Genomic DNA, 17798 nt, shown 5'->3' on the forward strand with positions numbered 1-17798 from the left:
TCCACGTTCCAATATGCAGCGTGAGTAGCCATCATGCGGAGCAAGGGCATAGCTGAATAGCGTCCCCCATCCCAATCGAATCACCATCGACCGCACAGTCCCCGCCGCCGTCGCGACTGCACGAAAAGCGGGGTCCTGGTCCGCCGTCAGGTGCGTTTGCTGTAGGCGTTGCACCACCCGCTCGCGGCAACATCCTTTTTGCCAAACATCGGACATCCGCCAAACCCGTCTCCCGGTTTGCCAGCGAAAAACTGGCAAGTCGCACAGTTCTGGCCGGGTTGATACTTCGGGAATCGAGCGCGGTCGACCGTTGCCGCATCCGACTTGTAACCGAGTGCCTGTGCTGCCGGATCATTCTCAGCGAGGTGCGGCTGCGCCGCGAGCAACTCCCGATAAAAGGTGAGGCCCGCACAAAAACCGGCTGTTCTGGCAAGGAATACTCTGCGTGTTGAACTCATGAATTTTAGTCCTGGAAAAAATGGCACACGTCGCGCGTACGCATTGAGCGACAGTATTTCGCGAGCGGCATGTGGCCGCTCGCGATCTCGCTGCTGCAGATAACCGGATGCTCAATGCGACGTACCCGCATTCAGGGGTGTCGTTGAAGCTTTCGCGCTGTCTGCGGTCAGCTTGGTCGTTCCCGCGTTGTAGCCGTTCGAGTTCAACAGGAACGCCATGAGGTCCGCGTAGTCCTCGGGCTTCAGCTTACCTGGCCGATCCGCCGGCATGTTGCTCGCCATATAGCCAAATACGCCGCCGATGGTAAGGTGGGCGTTGGCCGCCGGCGCAAATGCGGGACCTCGCAGCGCGGGCGCGTTGACCCCTTGCAACTGCGCACCGTGGCACTTGGCACAGGCACCGGCATACACGCTCTTGCCGTGCGCAACCTGGGCACGATTGTAGGTTGGGACGTCGCCACCCACCGCCGCATCGACGCGAATGAAACCACCGCCTCCAGCCAGACCCCGCGCGCCTGCTTGCGCTATGCCAGAGGACCCGCCAACTTGCACCGGACCGTCCAGATAGGCAAACTGGTCAGTCACCGGCAGCGCAGCCTGAGCTGTGTCGGGCATCGCCCATTGCCGGGTCAGCGCTGCCAGCCTGCCGTTCGCAGTCATCTTGGCGAGCGCCGCGTCAATTCGTTGCTGCAATGCTGCATGGCCCGGTCCAAACGCAAAGACGAGTTGCCAGTCCGCATAGGGCGAGGTCGTGCCCGCGACGGCGAAATGCCGCTGCGGGTGGGCCAACGAGTAAGCGACCACCGCTGGATACCAGACGATCGCACGCTGTGCATGACCCTTGGCCACCGCGTCGACAGTGAGTTCCGGCGTATTCTCGAGATCGAGCGTCACGTCGTGCTGCTGCACGGCGATCAGTTGCGCCGGACTAGCGTACGTAGCGGCAACAATATCGGTCGCGGCTGCCGGTTTACCCGACAGATCTTTCATGCTTACGCTGACGTACCCGGAACGTAAGTAGCCCTGAGAGAAAAGCAACTTGCTACCCGTTCCGTCGGCAACCGACGAGCGTGGAAAGCCGGCGATCACATCACAACTATGGCCGAGCGCCCGGCCGAGTTCCTTCAACGAAATGCCGTCGTCGTCGCTCCCTTTGAACCCGCCTGGAGCGAGCGACGCCGCGATACCCGCAGTCCTGAACGCTTCACGGGTAACCGCCCGATCCAGTGCCGTGGACGGACTGCCCGGAAACGTGCAGACGCGCACGCCGGCCGTTGCGAAACCCGGCGCGAGCGCACCACAGGTCATCAGCACGCAGAGTGCGAGGGAATTGAGTCGAATTTTCATGATCATGTTTCCGATAGGTGCCGGGATGCCACGGCGTCCGCGCTTGATGCCCGGCGCGCCATGGCACACCCGGCGATCAGGCGTGATTCAATGCGAACACATACAGCGTGCCGCCCACTGGCACCTTTTCCGCTGCCTTGGCCATCGGGCCGCCCCATATCGGATTGGCGCCGCCGTAGCCGGTCAGGATCGCAACATATTCCTTCCCGTCGACTTCAAACACCGACGGCTGCGCAATGATCCCGCTGCCGAGTTTCGGGCTCTGCCACAACACCTTGCCGGTGGCTTCATCGAACGCATACAAGTGACCGTCGAGCGAGCCGCTGAAAGCCAGGCCGCCCGCCGTCGTCGCGACGCCGCCGTTCCACGGCATCTTGGTCCAGTGACTCCAGACTTTCTTGCCGGTGTTGACGTCGATTGCCTGCAGCTCGCCATAACCCTTGCTACCCGGCTCCGGCTTAATCTCGAACCCCTCGCCAAGATAAGGCAGTCCCTCCATGTAGTTGACCGACTTGCCGGACAGCGACATGCACGCATGCAGGGCTGGGACAAACGCGAGATGCCGTTCCGGATCATACGAAACGGACCACCAGTTCTTGCCGCCAAGGAAACTCGGGCAGGTCTCGATCGTCGTGCCCGCCTTCGGATACTTTGATTCATCCTGGATTGGCGCGCCGTCAGCCGAATACCCGGTGACCGAGCTCGCCGTCACGAACGGCTTGGCATAGATCAACTTGCCCGTAGTACGGTCGATTGCGTGAAAAAAGCCGTTTCGATCCGCATGGATGATTGCATCGTAGTCCTTATCCTCATACTTTATCGTCGCAAGCACCGGCGTATTGACGCCGTCGTAGTCCCAGGTGTCGTGGCGGGTGTACTGGTAGTGCCATTTAAGATCGCCGGTTTTCGGATCGAGCGCAAGCAACGAGTCAGAGTACAAATTGTCGCCCGGGCGAAGGTCGGCGAGCCACGGTCCCGGATTGCCCACCCCCCAGTAGAGCGTTTTGGACGCTGCATCATAGGTGCCCGTCAGCCACGCGGGAGCCCCGCCATGGTCCTGCATGCCCTTCGGCCAGGTGTCGGCATTCTTCTCCCCGGCCGCCGGTACCGTAAAACGCTTCCAGAGCACCGAGCCGTCACCGGGACTCAATGCGGCTATGAAACCCCGCGCTCCGTATTCACCACCTGAACTGCCGATCACGAGCGCACCGTCGAGTGCGAGCGGTGCGAGCGAGAACGCATAGCCAAGACCCGGCTCGAACATCTGCTTCTTCCACACCACCGCGCCGGTCTGCGCGTCGAGTGCGACGACATCACCACTCAGCATGGCGACATAGACGTTCTTGCCGTACAAGGCGACGCCCCGGTTGACCACGTCGCAGCATGCGGTCTTGAATGACTCCGGGCCCAGGTTCGGTTCGTACTTCCACAATTGCTTGCCGGTCACGGCATCGAACGCGTATACGTTGTCCTTGGGCGTCGTCACGAACATGAACCGGCCGTTGATGATCGGTGTCGCTTCAAAGCCCTGCTTCAGGTTCGCGGGAAACTTGTAGCTCCACACCTGCTTGAGCCCGCTGACGTTGGCCGTATCGATCTGTTTGAGCGGCGAATGCGATTGGCCATTGTAGGTGCGATAGTAAGTGAGCCAACCGGGGTCGCCCTGGGCGGCTGTCAAGCGCTCATATGTGACGGCCGGATAATCGGCCGCCGCGGCCACCGCTCCAAATGCCAGACTGATGGCAACCGCGACGCCCGTCGCAAGCGTCGTGGGTCGCGTCGCCCAAGCTAAACGTGTTTTCATCCTTGTCTCCTGTTGAGTTGTCGACGCGGTGCCGTACGGCGGCGCCTTCGCCTGGTGTTTGCAGAGAAACTGCATACCCTTCAAGGCAAATCGCGTGCCATCGCGACCTGCATCGCGACCCGCATCGCGATGGACCCTGTGAAGCACCCGTGGGATGCGCGGCGGCACGTTTCCCATGCGCCGCGAACGACGAACATGGCGTTGCATCGAGGTACAGAAAACGCGACATGTGTTGCTAAATGGGACAACGGACATGGCTCACCACGACCCTTCAGACAGCCCCACGTTTGCGCCAGTGACCCAGTGCGCTGAATGGCTCCGGCATTGAAGGCCTTGAGAAACGCAATGGCATGGTTCTCGCTGTTTGACCCCGCACGATGAAGAGCACCGGCGAAGTAGCGCTGTCCGTGCATCGCAGCGCTCTTCGTCGGATCGCTCACACAACTTCTGGAGGAGTGCGGTATGAACCACGCAGACATGCAGTTTCTCGACGTCGAGTTTCCGTTCGCAAAAAAATATGGCAATTTCATTGGGGGCGAATGGGTGCCACCCGTGCGCGGCGAATACTTCGACAACGTCACGCCGATCACAGGCGAACCGTTCACGTCGATCCCGCGTTCAACCGCGGAGGACGTCGAACTCGCGCTCGACGCCGCCCACCGTGCCCGCAAGGCGTGGGCCGACACGTCGCCGGCCACCCGCGCCAACATCCTGAATCGCATCGCGGATCGCATGGAGCAGAACCTGTCGCGCATCGCGTTCGCCGAATCGATCGATAACGGCAAGCCGGTCCGCGAAACGCTCGCGGCCGACATCCCGCTTGCGATCGATCATTTCCGCTACTTCGCAGGCTGCATTCGCGCGCAGGAAGGCACGCTCTCCGAGATTGATAGCGACACCGTGGCGTACCACTTTCATGAGCCGCTTGGCGTGGTCGGTCAGATCATCCCGTGGAACTTCCCGATCCTGATGGCGGTATGGAAAATCGCACCCGCACTAGCCGCGGGAAACTGCATTGTCCTTAAGCCAGCCGAGCAGACACCGGCATCCATCCTCGTGCTGATTGAGTTGATACAAGACCTGTTGCCGCCAGGCGTGCTCAATGTGGTGAACGGGTTCGGTCTCGAAGCGGGCAAGGCGCTAGCAACCAGCAAGCGCATTGCGAAGATCGCCTTCACCGGCGAGACCAGCACCGGCCGTCTGATCATGCAGTACGCAAGCCAGAACATCATTCCGGTCACGCTTGAGCTCGGCGGCAAGAGCCCGAATATTTTCTTCGCCGACGTGATGGACCAGGACGACGGCTTCTTCGACAAGGCGCTTGAAGGCTTTGCGATGTTCGCGCTGAATCAGGGCGAAGTGTGTACGTGTCCGTCGCGCGTGCTGATCGATGAGAACATCTATGACCGCTTCATCGAGCGTGCTCTAAAGCGTGTCGCTGCGATCAAGCAAGGCCATCCGCTTGATCCGCGCACAATGATCGGCGCGCAAGCCTCGCAGGAGCAGCTCGAGAAGATCCTGTCGTATATCGATCTCGGCAAGCAGGAAGGCGCTGAATTGCTGATCGGCGGGGAACGCAACTCGCTGTCCGGCGAGCTCAGCCAAGGCTATTACGTGAAACCGACCGTGTTCCGAGGTCATAACAAGATGCGCATCTTTCAAGAGGAAATCTTTGGTCCGGTCTTGTCGGTAACGACGTTCAAGACCGAAGACGAGGCGCTGGAAATCGCCAACGATTCGCTCTATGGTCTCGGCGCCGGCGTGTGGACTCGCGATGGCGCCCGTGCTTACCGCATGGGGCGCGGCATTCAGGCGGGCCGTGTGTGGACGAACTGCTATCACGCGTATCCTGCACACGCTGCATTTGGCGGATACAAGCAATCGGGCATCGGACGCGAAAATCACAAGATGATGCTTGACCACTATCAGCAGACCAAGAACCTGCTTGTCAGCTATAGCCAGAAGCCGTTGGGGTTTTTCTAAGTCCGAGACACCCGGAGCAGCCGCACGGCCGCTCCGGGTCGTCCTGTGTTCCGAGTCGTCCTGCGAGAGTCGCCTTGCCGATGCCTGGGCAGTCGCGAGCCACCCTACTTCCACGCATAGCGCAACCCCACCCAGACGCCGCGTGGTGCTCCCATCCCTAGAAACTGTTCGTTCGTCACATCGTTGCCAGAAAAAGAGTGTCCCGGACCGTTAAAGAAATTTTCTCCGAGGATGCCGAAGTCCGCATAACGCTTGTCGAACAGATTGTTCACGTGTGCAAACACCTGCAACTGCTTGGTGACCTGATAGGTCGTATCAAGGTCGACGACGAAGTAGCCGGCGATCTGCCCATTCACGTCCTGATTGTTTTCGTCGCCACGGGCGAAGATGGAACTCCGATACTGCACGTTTGTACCGACATTCCACTTCGACGTCGCCGCATAGTCAAAGCGCACCTTCAGCGTGTTCTGCGGAATGCCGGGAATCCGGTCACCCGCATTCACCGTCACGTTACCTTGCGCATTGGCGCTCGAGTTGCTGGCGCTCTGCTCCACAAACGAACTCTGGTAGGTAGCGCGCAGATACGTGTAGCTCGCGGTGACCGCGAGCGGCCCGGTTTTCCCACGTGCGTTGAGTTCAAATCCCTGCCTGCGCGTGGTCCCGACGTTCTGGAAGTAGCCAGTCGAGGACGATGCGCCGTTGCTGCTGACAAACGCGATGTCGTCGTGCAGGTCGGTTCGAAAAATCGCACCGCTCCAGCGGAACGCCGAGGTCAGGGTGCCACGTGCACCTGCTTCGAAGGTGCGGGATATGACGGGTTTCAGTGCTGGGTCGGCGATAAAATCATTCGGGAGCGAGCAAGGTGCGGCTGGATCGGCGCACGCGAGTTCGATCGCCGTCGGCGTGCGCACGCCCTCGTTGTAGCTCGCGTAGGCCGTGAGCCACGATACCGGGTTGTACGTGATGCCGAGCGCAGGATTGATACGTGAAAAACTATGTGAGCCGTTGAGAAGCGGCTGCGTTCCGGTCAGATCCTCTATTTTGACGCTCGCGTGGTTGTAGCGGGCCGACGCTGTCAGCGCGACGGTGCGTGTCAGTGAAAGCGTGTCGCTCACAAACACGCCAAGGTTGCTGTTGCGTGTGGACGCATCTGTTTGCAGCGTGTAGTTGTCGGTACCGACGGTCTCGCGATCACCGGTGAACTGTGCGTCCTGATAGTACTGCGAGAAGCGCGCGTTGGCGAAATCGCCGCTCACGCCCGCCGTCAACTGGTTGTTCATACCGGCGAGCTTGCCGGTGGCGCTCAGCTGCAAGGCGAATCCGTAACTGTCCTGGGCGATGACCGAGCGGGTATTGTTCGCTGTCGTCATATCGATCTGGCCTGTTAGCGGGTCAATCGAACCGTAATCGTTGTTCACGTTGCTACTGGTGTTGTCGTTGTTGTAGTGCCGGTAGTATGCGTTACCGGACAACTGCAGCGCATCGCTGAAATCATGCTTGCCGGTCAAATTCAGCATGATCGCGCGATTCTGGTTGACGTCAGGATAGGTGTACGCCTGACGCGGATTGTCGAGGAACGAGCGAGGAATGGTCTGTGTTCCCTGCAGGTTGTTGTCAGCGGCAGTCAGGCTCAGGCCGATCGCGGTGTGCGCATCCGTATAGCCCAGCTTGCCGAACAACTGCTTCACCCGGCTCGGATTGTGGTCGGCCCAGCCCTGGTCCGCTTCATCATTGGCCGTGACAAAATAGTCGAAGTTGCCGTTCTGGCCGCCTTGCTGGAATACCATGCTACGGCGTCCAAACGATCCGCCCTCCACTTCGACGCTGCCCCCGGGATTGTCCCGACCGCTTTTTGTCGTAATCGCGATTGCCCCGCCAAGCGTGTTAAGACCAAAGAGCGGATTGGAGCCGGGCATCACTTCAATACGCTCGATCGCCGACTGTGCAAGCAAGTCCCAGTTCACCACGTCGCCGAACGGCTCGTTGATCCGTACGCCGTCCTGAAACACTGACAACCCCTGTGGCGTGCCTAGCAGCGGAGATGCGGTGAAGCCACGGTAGTTGACGTCCGGCTGATACGGATTTCCCTGACTGGAATTGAGCGTCACACCCGTGACGTTCTGCGCCAGATAGTCGGTGATCGTGTTCGGATGTTGTGCTTCGATCTCCTTGGATCCAACAATCTGCACTGCCGCCGGAATCTCAGTGAGCGCCATGCCCAGACCTGTCAGCGGTGTCGTGCCAACGACGGTCACCATCGGCATCACCTGGGTCGCCGGCGAAGTATTCGGCACAGGCGCCGTCTCTGCCCCCACGGGGGCGCCTTGTATCATCGCCATTGCACCGGCGATGGCGAGCGCGAGCTGAGTGCGCCTGCACTCAAGATGCTGTCTCTTCATCTGTCTCCTCCGCTGCACACATCGGTCTCTACGCCGGCGTGCTATTTGTCCCGTTGCCGGGTATGTGCATGCTCAAAGCAACATCGATGCCCATCGTCAACGCTTTCGCGGCCGATGCCGCACGCAACGCAACGTTGGCAATAGCCGATGTCGCCGATGTCCTCAAATGGCACACCAGTGTCACAAACGAGGACAGTCTCCCAAGAGGTTGCAACAGCTGACGCATCGCATTGGGACAGAACACGCACGCTCACGACCGGCACACATGTTGCGTACTGAAACGCGATCAGCACGAGCATGAGGGCAGCAGGGATGAGCGCTTGGACAAGCAACGGAACGATCGCAGCACGGCGGCGCATGGCGGCGTTGCAATGCGCCACGGGTACCTCGGCGAGCGGCGTCACGATGTGCCGACCGTTGCCGCAAGACAGTGGCCTAATCTGCGAAGTGCGGCAAAAACGTCTATGCCTGGTGGTATTGGCTGTGCTGGTAGCGCATGGACTAGCCGTAGTCGAGATGCGGCGCGCCATGATGTCGGACACGGCAATGACGAGGCCGCGCGTGCTTGACGTCGAGTTCAGCATGCAAGACGTGATACCGCAATCGCCGAGCGTCGCGCAGCAGCCCGCGATACTCCCCCACGAGAATGCTGCACGACCCGCATTGGTGAGACCGCGAACGCCATCGCCCACGCGCAGCCCCAATGATGCGAAGGCGCACCGCAGCATGTCAGAACCCCGACGCGCCATGCCGAGCGCGGACGTTACGCGTGCGAAGCCGGCTTCACCAACACCCGCTCCGGCATTCGCGCAGTCATCGACTGACACTGCTGTTGCGCAGACGCCCGTGCCTTCGACAGTTGCACCGCCCAGCCCCCCGCCAGTAGCCGAACCACTGACCGAACCCGGCTTTGGCGCGGCCTATCTGCACAACCCCGCGCCAGCCTATCCCGCCGTCGCGCTGCAACGCGGCTGGCAAGGCACCGTACTGCTAAAGGTCCACGTGCTCGCGAACGGCCGGGCGGATCACGTTGCGCTCCTGTCGACGAGCGGGCACCCATCGCTCGACGATGCCGCAGCCGTTGCCGTCGCCGACTGGAGTTTTGTACCTGCGCGCCGCGGCGCTCAAGCCATTGATGGGTGGGTCCAGGTGCCCATCGATTTCAAACTCGGAACCTGAGGCCCTGAACATGTCCGACTTCGCCACGCTGTATATCGTCGACGGTGCGCTTTTCGTGCTTGCCGCGTTCTCTGTGCTCACATGGATTCTGATTCTGCACAAAGCCTATGTGCATTGGCGGCTTGCATCTGAAAACCGGCGCTTCACAGCCTTCTTCTGGAAGGCTGCCGAACGCGATCCGACCGGCGCCCTTGGCGGCCAGTTGCACGCAGCAAGCGGTTCGAAGGCGCGCGTAGCTCGCGCGGGCTTTGCGGCGCTTTCGAGCGCCGCACCCGTCGATGCAGACTCCCGGACGGAGTTCGCGACGTGGGACCGGCAGGAGGTGCTGGAACGCTTCCTCGCGCAGCAGATCCAGCGAGAGCGGCGCGGTCTCGAACGCGGGCTGACGCTGCTTGCGTCGATCGCCAATGTGGCGCCCTTTGTCGGGTTGTTCGGTACGGTATTCGGCATCATCCATGCGTTGCACGCGCTCGCGGCAGGCACAACGGGCGGCGTCGAGGCGATCGCGGGGCCGGTCGGACAGGCACTCGTCGCCACGGGCGTCGGAATCGCCGTCGCCATACCTGCGGTACTTGCCTACAATCTCTTTCTGCGCCGGTTGCGCGTGACGGTCGCTGACCTGGATGACTACGCCACCGACCTGGTCAATCTGGCTCGATGCAACGGATTCCGGATCAGCTTCGCGGCGGACACACTCGTCAGCACCAGCCTGCCGTCGCATACCGGCGAGGTACGAGCATGATTTCCCGTTCGAGTACGACCGACACCGATGAACCGCTCGCTGAGATCAACGTCACGCCGCTCGTCGACGTGATGCTCGTACTCGTTGTGATCCTTCTGGTCATCGCGCCGTTGCTAACGAGGACGATACGCATCGATCTGCCCAAGGTCACGGCGAGCGCATCCGAATCGCGCGCTCACTCGGTGACGGTAAGCCTCGATGCGGATGGAAGGATCTTTTTCGACGGTAGCGAAATCGCCTTGGAGCAACTCGAGCCGGCGCTCAGGCGCCGCGCGTTGCAGGACAAGCGAACCACTGTCAATCTACGTTCTGATAAAAATGAATCGTTCGGCGCGGTCGCGGACGTGCTGGCCAGAATCGGCCATGCGGGGATCGAACATGTGGCTGTGGTGACAGCGCACACCAGCAAGCCCTCTGAATAAATGCCTTTCGACCATCAGGGATAGCATCTCACTTCAGTACCATTGCACGTCGCCAAGATGCGATGGCTTGTCAGCACGCGTGCGAAACGCAGAGCTACTTTTGACTCAGCAATCGAGACATGCGAGTCTGGCTATGACGAAAAGAGGTCGGCCCTTGAATCGCCAATCAAACTCGGAGCATCACTCGCTTTCTGTCGCCGTAGGCTTTGCTGACGAGCTTGCTAGCTCGCAGGGTCCCTGCAGATTTGTCTCCTGACAGTACCGCTCGAACCGACAAACTGTCCACAATCGCATTTGCCGCATTGGCATTGCCGCGACGTTTCAATTCGTCCACGAGCACCTGTTGAAGACTTGGCCACACTCCTTCCTCCTGCCACTCGGCCAGTCGCCGGCAGCAAACTTGGCCAGCTCCGTAGCCCAGTTTCTTAGGAAGCAGGGTCCACGAGATACCCGATCGCAGCACAAAAACAATGCCAGAAAATACTGCACGGTCCGGTGCTCGGGGACGCCCGGCGCTGCGGCGCTCGGGCAACGATCGCGTAGGAATCAATGGTTCAATAAGCGCCCAAAAGTCGTCGTCTATCAGACCGTCAAGCATAGATCCCCCGGGGAAAAATCGAGAAGCCAGTCTCTTTCTACATAGCGATTTTGATGCGCGTAACTTAACGGAACCCTCGGTTTAGCCCGCCGTCCCCAGGCAAAGCTGTCATTGGCGGCGCTTTGTTCACGCACTGGATGGACCACTAGACGGGACCGAGAGAACTCGCCTGAAGCAGGGAGAAAGTACGCCGCGCGTGGCTAATGCCGCACGCAGTCTTAAGACTACGCTGCCATTCTTAGATGAGGGTTAGCTGCGGCTTTCGGTTTTCGGTTTTCGGTTTTCGGACAGTCATAGAACACATTCAAACTGTCACCAGCTGCGAGAACAAGTAGCTCAGCGCGATAGGACATGCCACCCGGTTAGCATCCGAGTTTTGCCATGCAAGCAATCAAGTATCGCTAAAAGCGCCACTGACATCGAGGCGCGGTAGCGGCGGTTGTCAACGTACTTGTCGTGTCACTTCAAGCAAACTGCTTTAGTTCTTCCGGCTTCATGCGCTCCGGATTGAGCCAGACTTCATCCTTCAATTCCCAATTACGCGTTGATCGGGACCAACGCCGTGGATTGCGCTCCCTGGCCTCTGCATAAACTACTTCACGCTGCGCGAGCACTGCGGCGGCTACGCCGTTGTGGCGCTGCGCCGGCGTGACGAATTTCAGGCCGCTGTGTTTGTGCTCCTGGTTGTACCAACGCACGAACTTCTGCGTCCAGGCCCGTGCCTCATCCACGCTGCCGTACGGCCTGCGCGGGTAGTCGGGCCGGTACTTGCAGGTGCGGAACAACGACTCTGCGTACGGGTTGTCATTACTCACACGCGGCCGGCTAAACGAGGCCGCGACCCCCAAGTTCTCCAGAGTGGCAAGCATCGTCGCACCCTTCATCGGGTTGCCGTTATCCGAGTGCAGCACCAGGGGACGTCCTGCCAGGCCCTCGGCCAGACTGGCACGCCGCATCAGCAACGCGGCTAGTTCTGCCGATTCGGCTTCATGCACTTCATGAGCGACAATCTTGCGGCTGAACACGTCCAGCATCATGTACCAGTAGTAGTACTGTCCTTTGACCGCCGCCGGCAGCCACGTGATGTCCCACGACCAGACCTGATTCGGTGCCGTCGCACAATGACTGGTCACCACCCGGGTCGAAGGCTTGCGCGCACGACCCCGGTGATGCTGCTGCGAGGTGCTGCGCAGCACGCGATAAAAGCTCGATTCCGACGCGACATACACGCCGCGATCGGCCAGGCTTGGCACAATCTGGCTGGGCGGCAGGCTGGCAAACTCCGCACTATTGGCCACCTCAAGAATCTGTTGCCGTTCGGCCTCACTCAGCTGATTCCCCGGCAGCGGCCGTTCGGTCGTGGTACGGCCATCGGCGAGCACCGCGTCACCGTCACACACCCAGCGCTGGAATGTGCGCAGGCTCATGCCCAGCTCGTCGCAAGCCTTCTCCAGCCGACAGCCTGACTGCGCCGCCTCGCGTATCAACGATATACATAACAGGCGATCCGGGACGTTGATCAATCGTCCTCTTTGTCTCCCCAAATCGCCTGGGCTTTTTTTCTCAGAATCAGCAGCGCAGCCGCTTCCGCCAGCGCCTTCTCCTTGCGCTGCAATTCTTTCTCGAGCTGCTGGATGCGCTTCTTGTCGTCCTTCGACTGATGGCGCTGCTCGCGTGCCTGCTCCGTGGCATTCGCATTGGCCAAACGGCAAGCCGCTCGCCAGGCGGATATCTGTTCCGGATAAAGACCTTTTCGACGGCAATACTCGGCCAGCTCCGCTGCATTGAGCGGCGCGGTTTCCAGCACGACTGCAAACTTGTCCTCCGAAGACCATGCTTCGGGATTCTTCCCATCGCTCGGCACAGCCAACCCTTGTCCTTTCGCCTGTCGGCGCCACGTGTACAACGTCTGTTCGGTAATTCCCGTTTCTCTGGCCAGCGCCGAAACCAGCGCGTTTTCCGGCGGCATCATGCGCCGCACCAGCGCTTCTTTTCTTTCTGCTGAGTAGGTTTTCATTCACCCTGATTTTACCGCCCCCGGACCATGTCTATAAGAATCAGATAACACGACAAGTAGTCTGACGCCGGGGGTGGCCAGCGCCGAAACCAGCGCGTTTTCCGGCGGCATCATGCGCCGCACCAGCGCTTCTTTTCTTTCTGCTGAGTAGGTTTTCATTCACCCTGATTTTACCGCCCCCGGACCATGTCTATAAGAATCAGATAACACGACAAGTAGTCTGACGCCGGGGGGTAGAGTGCCGATTGCAGTCCACTTTCCGATTTGCGTTCTTGAGTCAGATACTCCCCGCTTCCTTGGAATCATCGACTCAGCGCCAGGTCGCCTCGGCGACGCCGGCGAGCGCACAAAGCACAACGACGGCGAGTGGTGGAATCTTCCAGCGCGTCAACAGAAAGAATCCGATGGCTGCAATGGCAAAGTCGAGCTTCGAAAGTACCGCACTTGTCCTCACCGTTGAATACAGCGCGCTGGCCAGCAGTCCAACGACCGCAGCGTTCACCCCCGCAAGCAGTGCATCCATCGACGGATGTGCACGCAGCGCCTGCCAGTAAGGGAGCGCCGCGAGCACGAGCAGCAGGCCCGGGAGGAAAATACCCGCAGTAGCGAGCAATGCACCGGTCCAGTGATTTGGCGCCTCGGCCATCATCCAGCCGAGAAATGCCGCGAACGTGAACAAGGGACCGGGAACTGCCTGCGCGGCACCGTAGCCCGCAAGAAATTCGTACGGAGAAATCCAGCCGGTCGCGATAGTTTGCTGTTGCAGAAGCGGCAACACGACGTGGCCGCCGCCAAACACCAGGGCACCCGAGCGGTAGAAGGCTTCGAAGACCGCGACCGCGTGACCCGCGTGGAGTCCGACCAGCGCCGGAAGTCCGAGCAGCAGGACACAGAACAGAATCAGCGCGACGGCGCCCACCGTGCGGGAAACGCGGATTTCGTGACCGTGCCGTGGTGTGCGACTGGTGTCTGACGATGTCGTTGTCTGGCACAACGCGAGTCCGAGCACAGCGCCGAGAACGATTACGATGAGCTGCGCATAAACGGTCGTCAGAATGCTGAGTACCGCGATTGCCATGAGCGCGATGGCAGCACGGCGTTGGTCCGGACACAGGCGCCGTGCCATATCCCAAACTGCTTGAGCGACGACAGCGACAGCGACAAGTTTCAGCCCATGGATCAAACCACTACCGACCGGGCCGCCAAGACCAGGGGAGATCGCCGCGAAGCCGAGCAAGAGAAGCATTGAAGGCAGCGTGAATCCGAACCACGCGGCGAGTCCACCGACCCACCCGGCTCGCAACAGACCAATCGAGAATCCCACTTGGCTGCTCGCCGGTCCTGGCAGGAACTGACAGAGTCCGACCAGGTCTGTGAAGGTTTCGTCATCGAGCCAGCGGCGCCGCTCGACGAATTCCCGGCGGAAGTATCCCAAATGGGCTATGGGACCGCCAAAGCACGTCAATCCCAACTTGAGAAACACCGCAAGAACCTCTGACGCGGTATTCGCCCGGGTCGGGCGCGATGAGGAAATACCGTTTTGCATAAAACTGACAGTTTCTCAGATTGAAAGATCAGCGCGTCCGCACGGTCCGGGCGGTCACTCGCTTTCGAACAACTCGCCGACAAGCTCGCGCACCTTTTGCTTCACTGCAGTCTTCTCCAGCCTGCGCTGTATCCAACGTCAGCGATCACTGACCTTCCCACGCTTGTCCGTTTGTTGATTTGAATCAACCCGTGCATGCGCCGCTCGACACCAGATAGAACTTTCCCCACGTCGTACGAGTATCACGCATGAATTTGCCCGCATTCTCGATCCGCGTCTGCTCGGTCGGCTGATGTCCGCCGATGAGGCGGCTGGGCTTTGTTAACTTGCCGAGAATAGGACGACACGACGGCCGGTATGACGAGTGGTCAGAAGGCGCTCGACGGATTTTGGGTGAGTTCGGCGAATTCACGCCAAGCGACGAACCGAGCGGCAAGGTGTGAAGTTCTTCGTTGCAGGACCGGGCGGAAGCTTTATGACCGTCAGTCTCTATGGCGCGAACGAGCCATAGATCAATACAAGATCATGGGTCCGGTGAAACAGGTGTCAACGCAACCCACGAATCAGCCTACGAATCGCAGAGGGAATTCAACACCCTCTGCATTCCATCAATCACTTCAGGATGCAAAATCCAGCACTATCCGGCCTTCGATATCACCCTCGATCATCCGCGAAAATACGTGATTGATGTTTTCCAGCTTGTCGGTTGAGACAGTGGCTTTCACCTTGCCCTCATCGGCGAAGATCAGCGACTCCTGCAAATCGAGCCGGGTTCCCACGATCGATCCGCGTACGGTGATGCCGCCCAATACCACGTCGAATATAGGCAAGGGAAAGTCGCCGGGCGGCAAGCCGTTCAGGGAGACTGTGCCACCGCGCCGCACCATGCCGAGCGCTTGCGAAAACGCCTTTGGTGAAACCGCGGTCACAAGCACCCCATGCGCCCCACCAATTTCCTTCTTGATGAAAGCGACTGGATCGGTCGTCTTCGCGTTGACCGTGACAGCAGCACCGAGACGCGTGGCAAGTTCGAGCTTCTTATCGTCGATATCGACGGCGGCCACGTTGAGACCCATGGCCTTTGCATACTGCACTGCCATATGCCCGAGGCCGCCGATGCCGGAAATGACGACCCAGTCTCCGGGTTTCGTATCCGTCATCTTCAGCCCCTTGTACACCGTCACACCGGCACACAAGATTGGCGCGATCTCGATGAACCCGATCCCCTTCGGCAAGCGACCTACGTAATTCGCGTCGGCGAGGGCGTATTCAGCGAAGCCCCCGTTCACGGAATATCCCGTGTTCTCTTGCGATTCGCAAAGCGTTTCCCATCCACCCAGACAATGCTCGCAGTGTCCGCACGCGGAGTACAACCATGGAATACCAACGCGATCGCCTTCCTTGACGTGACGCACGCCGGCCCCGACTTCAGCCACATAACCGACACCCTCATGTCCCGGAATAAAGGGAGGTTTAGGCTTGACCGGCCAGTCTCCGTGGGCGGCGTGCAGATCCGTATGGCAAACGCCGCAGGCTTCGATCTTGACAAGCACCTGCCCGGCACCTGGAGCCGGCACGGCGACTTCCTCGATCTGCAGTGGCTGGCCGAACTCACGTACTACCGCCGCTTTCATTGTCTTGCCCATCGTTCACCTCTCATCAACGCATTGTTCACGCGGTTGCGCCTCTCACGAGGCGCGCTGTGGATGTAACCGGAATTGCGCGATCGCAAGGACGCCACGCCTGTCGCGCGATGAACAGCGCCGCCAGTCAAGCAGTCTTGCTATCTGAAGACCCTACTGCCCCTCACGGACCAGCAAGACAGGACAACATGAGAACCGCAGAAAACGCTCCGCGATACTACCCGTTATCATCCGCCTCACGCCGCGCCGTCCGTGAGTGCCCATGACCACGAGATCAGCGCCATGGCGCTCTGCGCTGCGCAGCAGGCAGTCAGCGACACATTCAGATATGTTGTCGGTTTCCGCCACTTCGACGTCGCACTTGAGTCCGTGCTCCGCCATGACTGCCTGCGCGTCCGCCAGTACGCGCTCGCCGTCATGGCGCAGCGTGTCGACAATCGCGAACTGATTGGAGTTCGCCGCATACATGAGCATCGCGGACCGGTCGAGTACATAGACGGCCGTGATCTTTTCGTAGCCTGCGTTCGCCATATGAACGGCTTGAAGCAATGCGCGCTTCGAGGATTCGCTGCCGTCCACCGCGATCAGAATGTTTCGATACATAATCGCCTCCTCACCTTTGAGCGGGCGACAGGAAACGATCCGGGACCCCGGTCGCTCGCATCGAAGCGCCTGCGACCCCGTTCCGGAAGCGTTCGCCTCTTCATGACCCACGATCACATTGCGGGAATCACTACCGGAAAACCCGTGTGATCCTCGACACCTTTAACACCCGGCACGTTCTCCGCGGCGACGCACATGGCGCGCGCTTGCTCGACCGAGGTCACAACACCCCATAGATGAACCGTCCCTGCGTTCACAATGACGTTCTCGACAGGTAGCGCCCACCGGTGAGCGGCAAGTTCGCGAAGGACCGCCTCGCGAATGACCTCATCGGCCTCCGATGCTGCAGAGCTTGCTTCCTTCGGCACGCTGGCCAACGCCTTCACTAGGTTCGCCCGGCTAACGATCCCCAGAAGCTCGCCGTCAAAGAGGACCGGGACGCGCTTGATCCGATGTCGCTCCAGCAGATCTGCAATTTCCCTGACCGGCGTGGTCTCTTTCACGGAAATCACCTTGCCCGTCATGACGTCCTTTACCAACCGTGCGTTTTCCTTGATATAGGTAGCGGCAAGTTCCCGGTTGGACGAAAAGAATTCGAGCCACCATGAGCGCCGCCGGGCTTGCGTCCCGGTCTCGGCTCTATGAAGCAGGTCGCCTTCGGTAATCATGCCGAGCAACCGGCCCTCGTCATCCACCACCGGCGCGCCGCTGATGTCGTTCTCAGCGAATATTCGCGCCGCTTCTCGCACCGGTGTTTCCGGATCGACGGTAATTACCTTTCTGGTCATGACGTCAAGTGCGCGCATGTGCTTCTCCTCAATGTGATCCGCCGAATTCGCAGTAAAGGCTGACCTTTTTCTTTTGGACCCACCCACAATAGGAATGCTAGTCAACGATGAGCCGCAGGTCTTGACTCAGGTCAACCGTGCCGCCCTTGCCCTCATCGCGATTCAACGATCCGAAATAGAGTCCGAGCGCGATTCCAGCCACATGGCGTTGATAATGCCGAACGCCAGCGCGACGCCAATGCCTAATATCCACGTGAAATACCACATCG

General features: G+C 59.8%; 16 protein-coding genes. 4 read left to right on the forward strand and 12 right to left on the reverse strand.

Annotated elements, in window-relative coordinates; translation table 11 throughout:
- Positions 1-146 precede the first annotated feature (146 nt).
- The 3 genes from ACSQ36_RS40545 to ACSQ36_RS40555 form a co-directional block, all read right to left on the reverse strand.
- Complete coding sequence (locus tag ACSQ36_RS40545) at positions 147-458, reverse strand: high-potential iron-sulfur protein (RefSeq protein WP_436186536.1); 312 nt, start codon at positions 456-458, stop codon at positions 147-149.
- Between the two features lie 111 nt (positions 459-569).
- Positions 570-1805 (reverse strand): c-type cytochrome, encoded by a 1236-nt coding sequence (locus tag ACSQ36_RS40550; protein ID WP_436186537.1) that lies wholly within the window; start codon positions 1803-1805, stop codon positions 570-572.
- A gap of 76 nt (positions 1806-1881) precedes the next feature.
- On the reverse strand, positions 1882-3609 hold the full coding sequence (locus tag ACSQ36_RS40555) for a methanol/ethanol family PQQ-dependent dehydrogenase (protein ID WP_436186538.1): 1728 nt from the start codon (positions 3607-3609) through the stop codon (positions 1882-1884).
- Between the two features lie 462 nt (positions 3610-4071).
- Between ACSQ36_RS40555 and adh the strand changes: the two genes are divergently transcribed.
- Positions 4072-5592: an aldehyde dehydrogenase gene (gene adh, locus ACSQ36_RS40560; RefSeq protein ID WP_436186539.1), complete on the forward strand. Its 1521-nt coding sequence runs from the start codon at positions 4072-4074 to the stop codon at positions 5590-5592.
- Between the two features lie 104 nt (positions 5593-5696).
- On the opposite strand, the gene ACSQ36_RS40565 is transcribed toward adh, so the two are convergent.
- The gene (locus ACSQ36_RS40565; RefSeq protein WP_436186540.1) at positions 5697-7991 is read right to left on the reverse strand and encodes a TonB-dependent receptor; all 2295 of its coding nucleotides are present in this window, start codon (positions 7989-7991) and stop codon (positions 5697-5699) included.
- Between the two features lie 312 nt (positions 7992-8303).
- Between ACSQ36_RS40565 and ACSQ36_RS40570 the strand changes: the two genes are divergently transcribed.
- From ACSQ36_RS40570 to ACSQ36_RS40580, 3 genes are read left to right on the forward strand one after another with little or no spacing between them, the layout of a single operon-like run.
- Positions 8304-9170: an energy transducer TonB gene (locus ACSQ36_RS40570; protein WP_436186541.1), complete on the forward strand. Its 867-nt coding sequence runs from the start codon at positions 8304-8306 to the stop codon at positions 9168-9170.
- Positions 9171-9180: 10 nt separating this feature from the next.
- Positions 9181-9912, forward strand: a complete 732-nt coding sequence (locus tag ACSQ36_RS40575) for a MotA/TolQ/ExbB proton channel family protein (protein ID WP_436186542.1) — start codon at positions 9181-9183, stop codon at positions 9910-9912.
- Entirely contained in the window at positions 9909-10334 is a 426-nt protein-coding gene (locus ACSQ36_RS40580) for an ExbD/TolR family protein (RefSeq protein ID WP_436186543.1), read from the forward strand. The genes ACSQ36_RS40575 and ACSQ36_RS40580 overlap by 4 nt, the downstream gene beginning before the upstream one ends.
- 166 nt (positions 10335-10500) lie before the next feature.
- Here ACSQ36_RS40580 and ACSQ36_RS40585 read toward each other — a convergent pair whose 3' ends face one another.
- The 8 genes from ACSQ36_RS40585 to cydX all read right to left on the reverse strand — a co-directional run bounded on the left by ACSQ36_RS40585 (position 10501) and on the right by cydX (position 17796).
- On the reverse strand, positions 10501-10932 hold the full coding sequence (locus ACSQ36_RS40585; protein ID WP_436186544.1) for a transposase: 432 nt from the start codon (positions 10930-10932) through the stop codon (positions 10501-10503).
- A 464-nt stretch (positions 10933-11396) separates the two neighbouring features.
- Positions 11397-12949, reverse strand: a protein-coding gene (locus ACSQ36_RS40590; RefSeq protein ID WP_436186545.1) for an IS3 family transposase whose coding sequence is annotated in 2 segments (ribosomal slippage) — positions 11397-12487 and positions 12487-12949 — 1554 coding nt in all. Because the reading frame shifts where the segments join, the coding sequence is not laid out codon by codon here.
- Positions 12950-13108, reverse strand: a complete 159-nt coding sequence (locus tag ACSQ36_RS40595; protein WP_436187012.1) for a hypothetical protein — start codon at positions 13106-13108, stop codon at positions 12950-12952.
- A 151-nt stretch (positions 13109-13259) separates the two neighbouring features.
- The gene (chrA, locus tag ACSQ36_RS40600) at positions 13260-14495 is read right to left on the reverse strand and encodes a chromate efflux transporter (protein ID WP_436186546.1); all 1236 of its coding nucleotides are present in this window, start codon (positions 14493-14495) and stop codon (positions 13260-13262) included.
- Between the two features lie 617 nt (positions 14496-15112).
- Positions 15113-16141 carry an alcohol dehydrogenase AdhP gene (gene adhP / locus ACSQ36_RS40605; protein ID WP_436186547.1) on the reverse strand — a complete coding sequence of 343 codons (1029 nt, stop codon included), beginning with the start codon at positions 16139-16141 and terminating at the stop codon, positions 15113-15115.
- A 150-nt stretch (positions 16142-16291) separates the two neighbouring features.
- Positions 16292-16741, reverse strand: a complete 450-nt coding sequence (locus tag ACSQ36_RS40610) for a universal stress protein (RefSeq protein ID WP_436186548.1) — start codon at positions 16739-16741, stop codon at positions 16292-16294.
- A gap of 113 nt (positions 16742-16854) precedes the next feature.
- Positions 16855-17547 (reverse strand): CBS domain-containing protein, encoded by a 693-nt coding sequence (locus ACSQ36_RS40615; protein ID WP_436186549.1) that lies wholly within the window; start codon positions 17545-17547, stop codon positions 16855-16857.
- A 144-nt stretch (positions 17548-17691) separates the two neighbouring features.
- Positions 17692-17796: a cytochrome bd-I oxidase subunit CydX gene (cydX, locus tag ACSQ36_RS40620; RefSeq protein ID WP_436186550.1), complete on the reverse strand. Its 105-nt coding sequence runs from the start codon at positions 17794-17796 to the stop codon at positions 17692-17694.
- Positions 17797-17798: the final 2 nt, after the last annotated feature.

This window comes from Caballeronia sp. LjRoot34 (assembly GCF_964253815.1).
Classification (GTDB): Bacteria; Pseudomonadota; Gammaproteobacteria; order Burkholderiales; family Burkholderiaceae; genus Caballeronia.

What these genes read in the sequence shown, in the direction of transcription:
- ACSQ36_RS40595 (WP_436187012.1), bottom strand. Translation starts at nt 13,108, where the DNA reads ATGAAAACCTACTCAGCAGAAAGAAAAGAAGCGCTGGTGCGGCGCATG.
- ACSQ36_RS40615 (WP_436186549.1), bottom strand. Translation starts at nt 17,547, where the DNA reads ATGCGCGCACTTGACGTCATGACCAGAAAGGTAATTACCGTCGATCCG.
- ACSQ36_RS40555 (WP_436186538.1), bottom strand. Translation starts at nt 3,609, where the DNA reads ATGAAAACACGTTTAGCTTGGGCGACGCGACCCACGACGCTTGCGACG.
- ACSQ36_RS40580 (WP_436186543.1), top strand. Translation starts at nt 9,909, where the DNA reads ATGATTTCCCGTTCGAGTACGACCGACACCGATGAACCGCTCGCTGAG.
- ACSQ36_RS40575 (WP_436186542.1), top strand. Translation starts at nt 9,181, where the DNA reads ATGTCCGACTTCGCCACGCTGTATATCGTCGACGGTGCGCTTTTCGTG.
- ACSQ36_RS40550 (WP_436186537.1), bottom strand. Translation starts at nt 1,805, where the DNA reads ATGAAAATTCGACTCAATTCCCTCGCACTCTGCGTGCTGATGACCTGT.
- ACSQ36_RS40585 (WP_436186544.1), bottom strand. Translation starts at nt 10,932, where the DNA reads ATGCTTGACGGTCTGATAGACGACGACTTTTGGGCGCTTATTGAACCA.
- ACSQ36_RS40570 (WP_436186541.1), top strand. Translation starts at nt 8,304, where the DNA reads ATGAGCGCTTGGACAAGCAACGGAACGATCGCAGCACGGCGGCGCATG.
- cydX (WP_436186550.1), bottom strand. Translation starts at nt 17,796, where the DNA reads ATGTGGTATTTCACGTGGATATTAGGCATTGGCGTCGCGCTGGCGTTC.
- ACSQ36_RS40610 (WP_436186548.1), bottom strand. Translation starts at nt 16,741, where the DNA reads ATGTATCGAAACATTCTGATCGCGGTGGACGGCAGCGAATCCTCGAAG.
- adh (WP_436186539.1), top strand. Translation starts at nt 4,072, where the DNA reads ATGAACCACGCAGACATGCAGTTTCTCGACGTCGAGTTTCCGTTCGCA.
- ACSQ36_RS40565 (WP_436186540.1), bottom strand. Translation starts at nt 7,991, where the DNA reads ATGAAGAGACAGCATCTTGAGTGCAGGCGCACTCAGCTCGCGCTCGCC.
- chrA (WP_436186546.1), bottom strand. Translation starts at nt 14,495, where the DNA reads ATGCAAAACGGTATTTCCTCATCGCGCCCGACCCGGGCGAATACCGCG.
- adhP (WP_436186547.1), bottom strand. Translation starts at nt 16,141, where the DNA reads ATGGGCAAGACAATGAAAGCGGCGGTAGTACGTGAGTTCGGCCAGCCA.
- ACSQ36_RS40545 (WP_436186536.1), bottom strand. Translation starts at nt 458, where the DNA reads ATGAGTTCAACACGCAGAGTATTCCTTGCCAGAACAGCCGGTTTTTGT.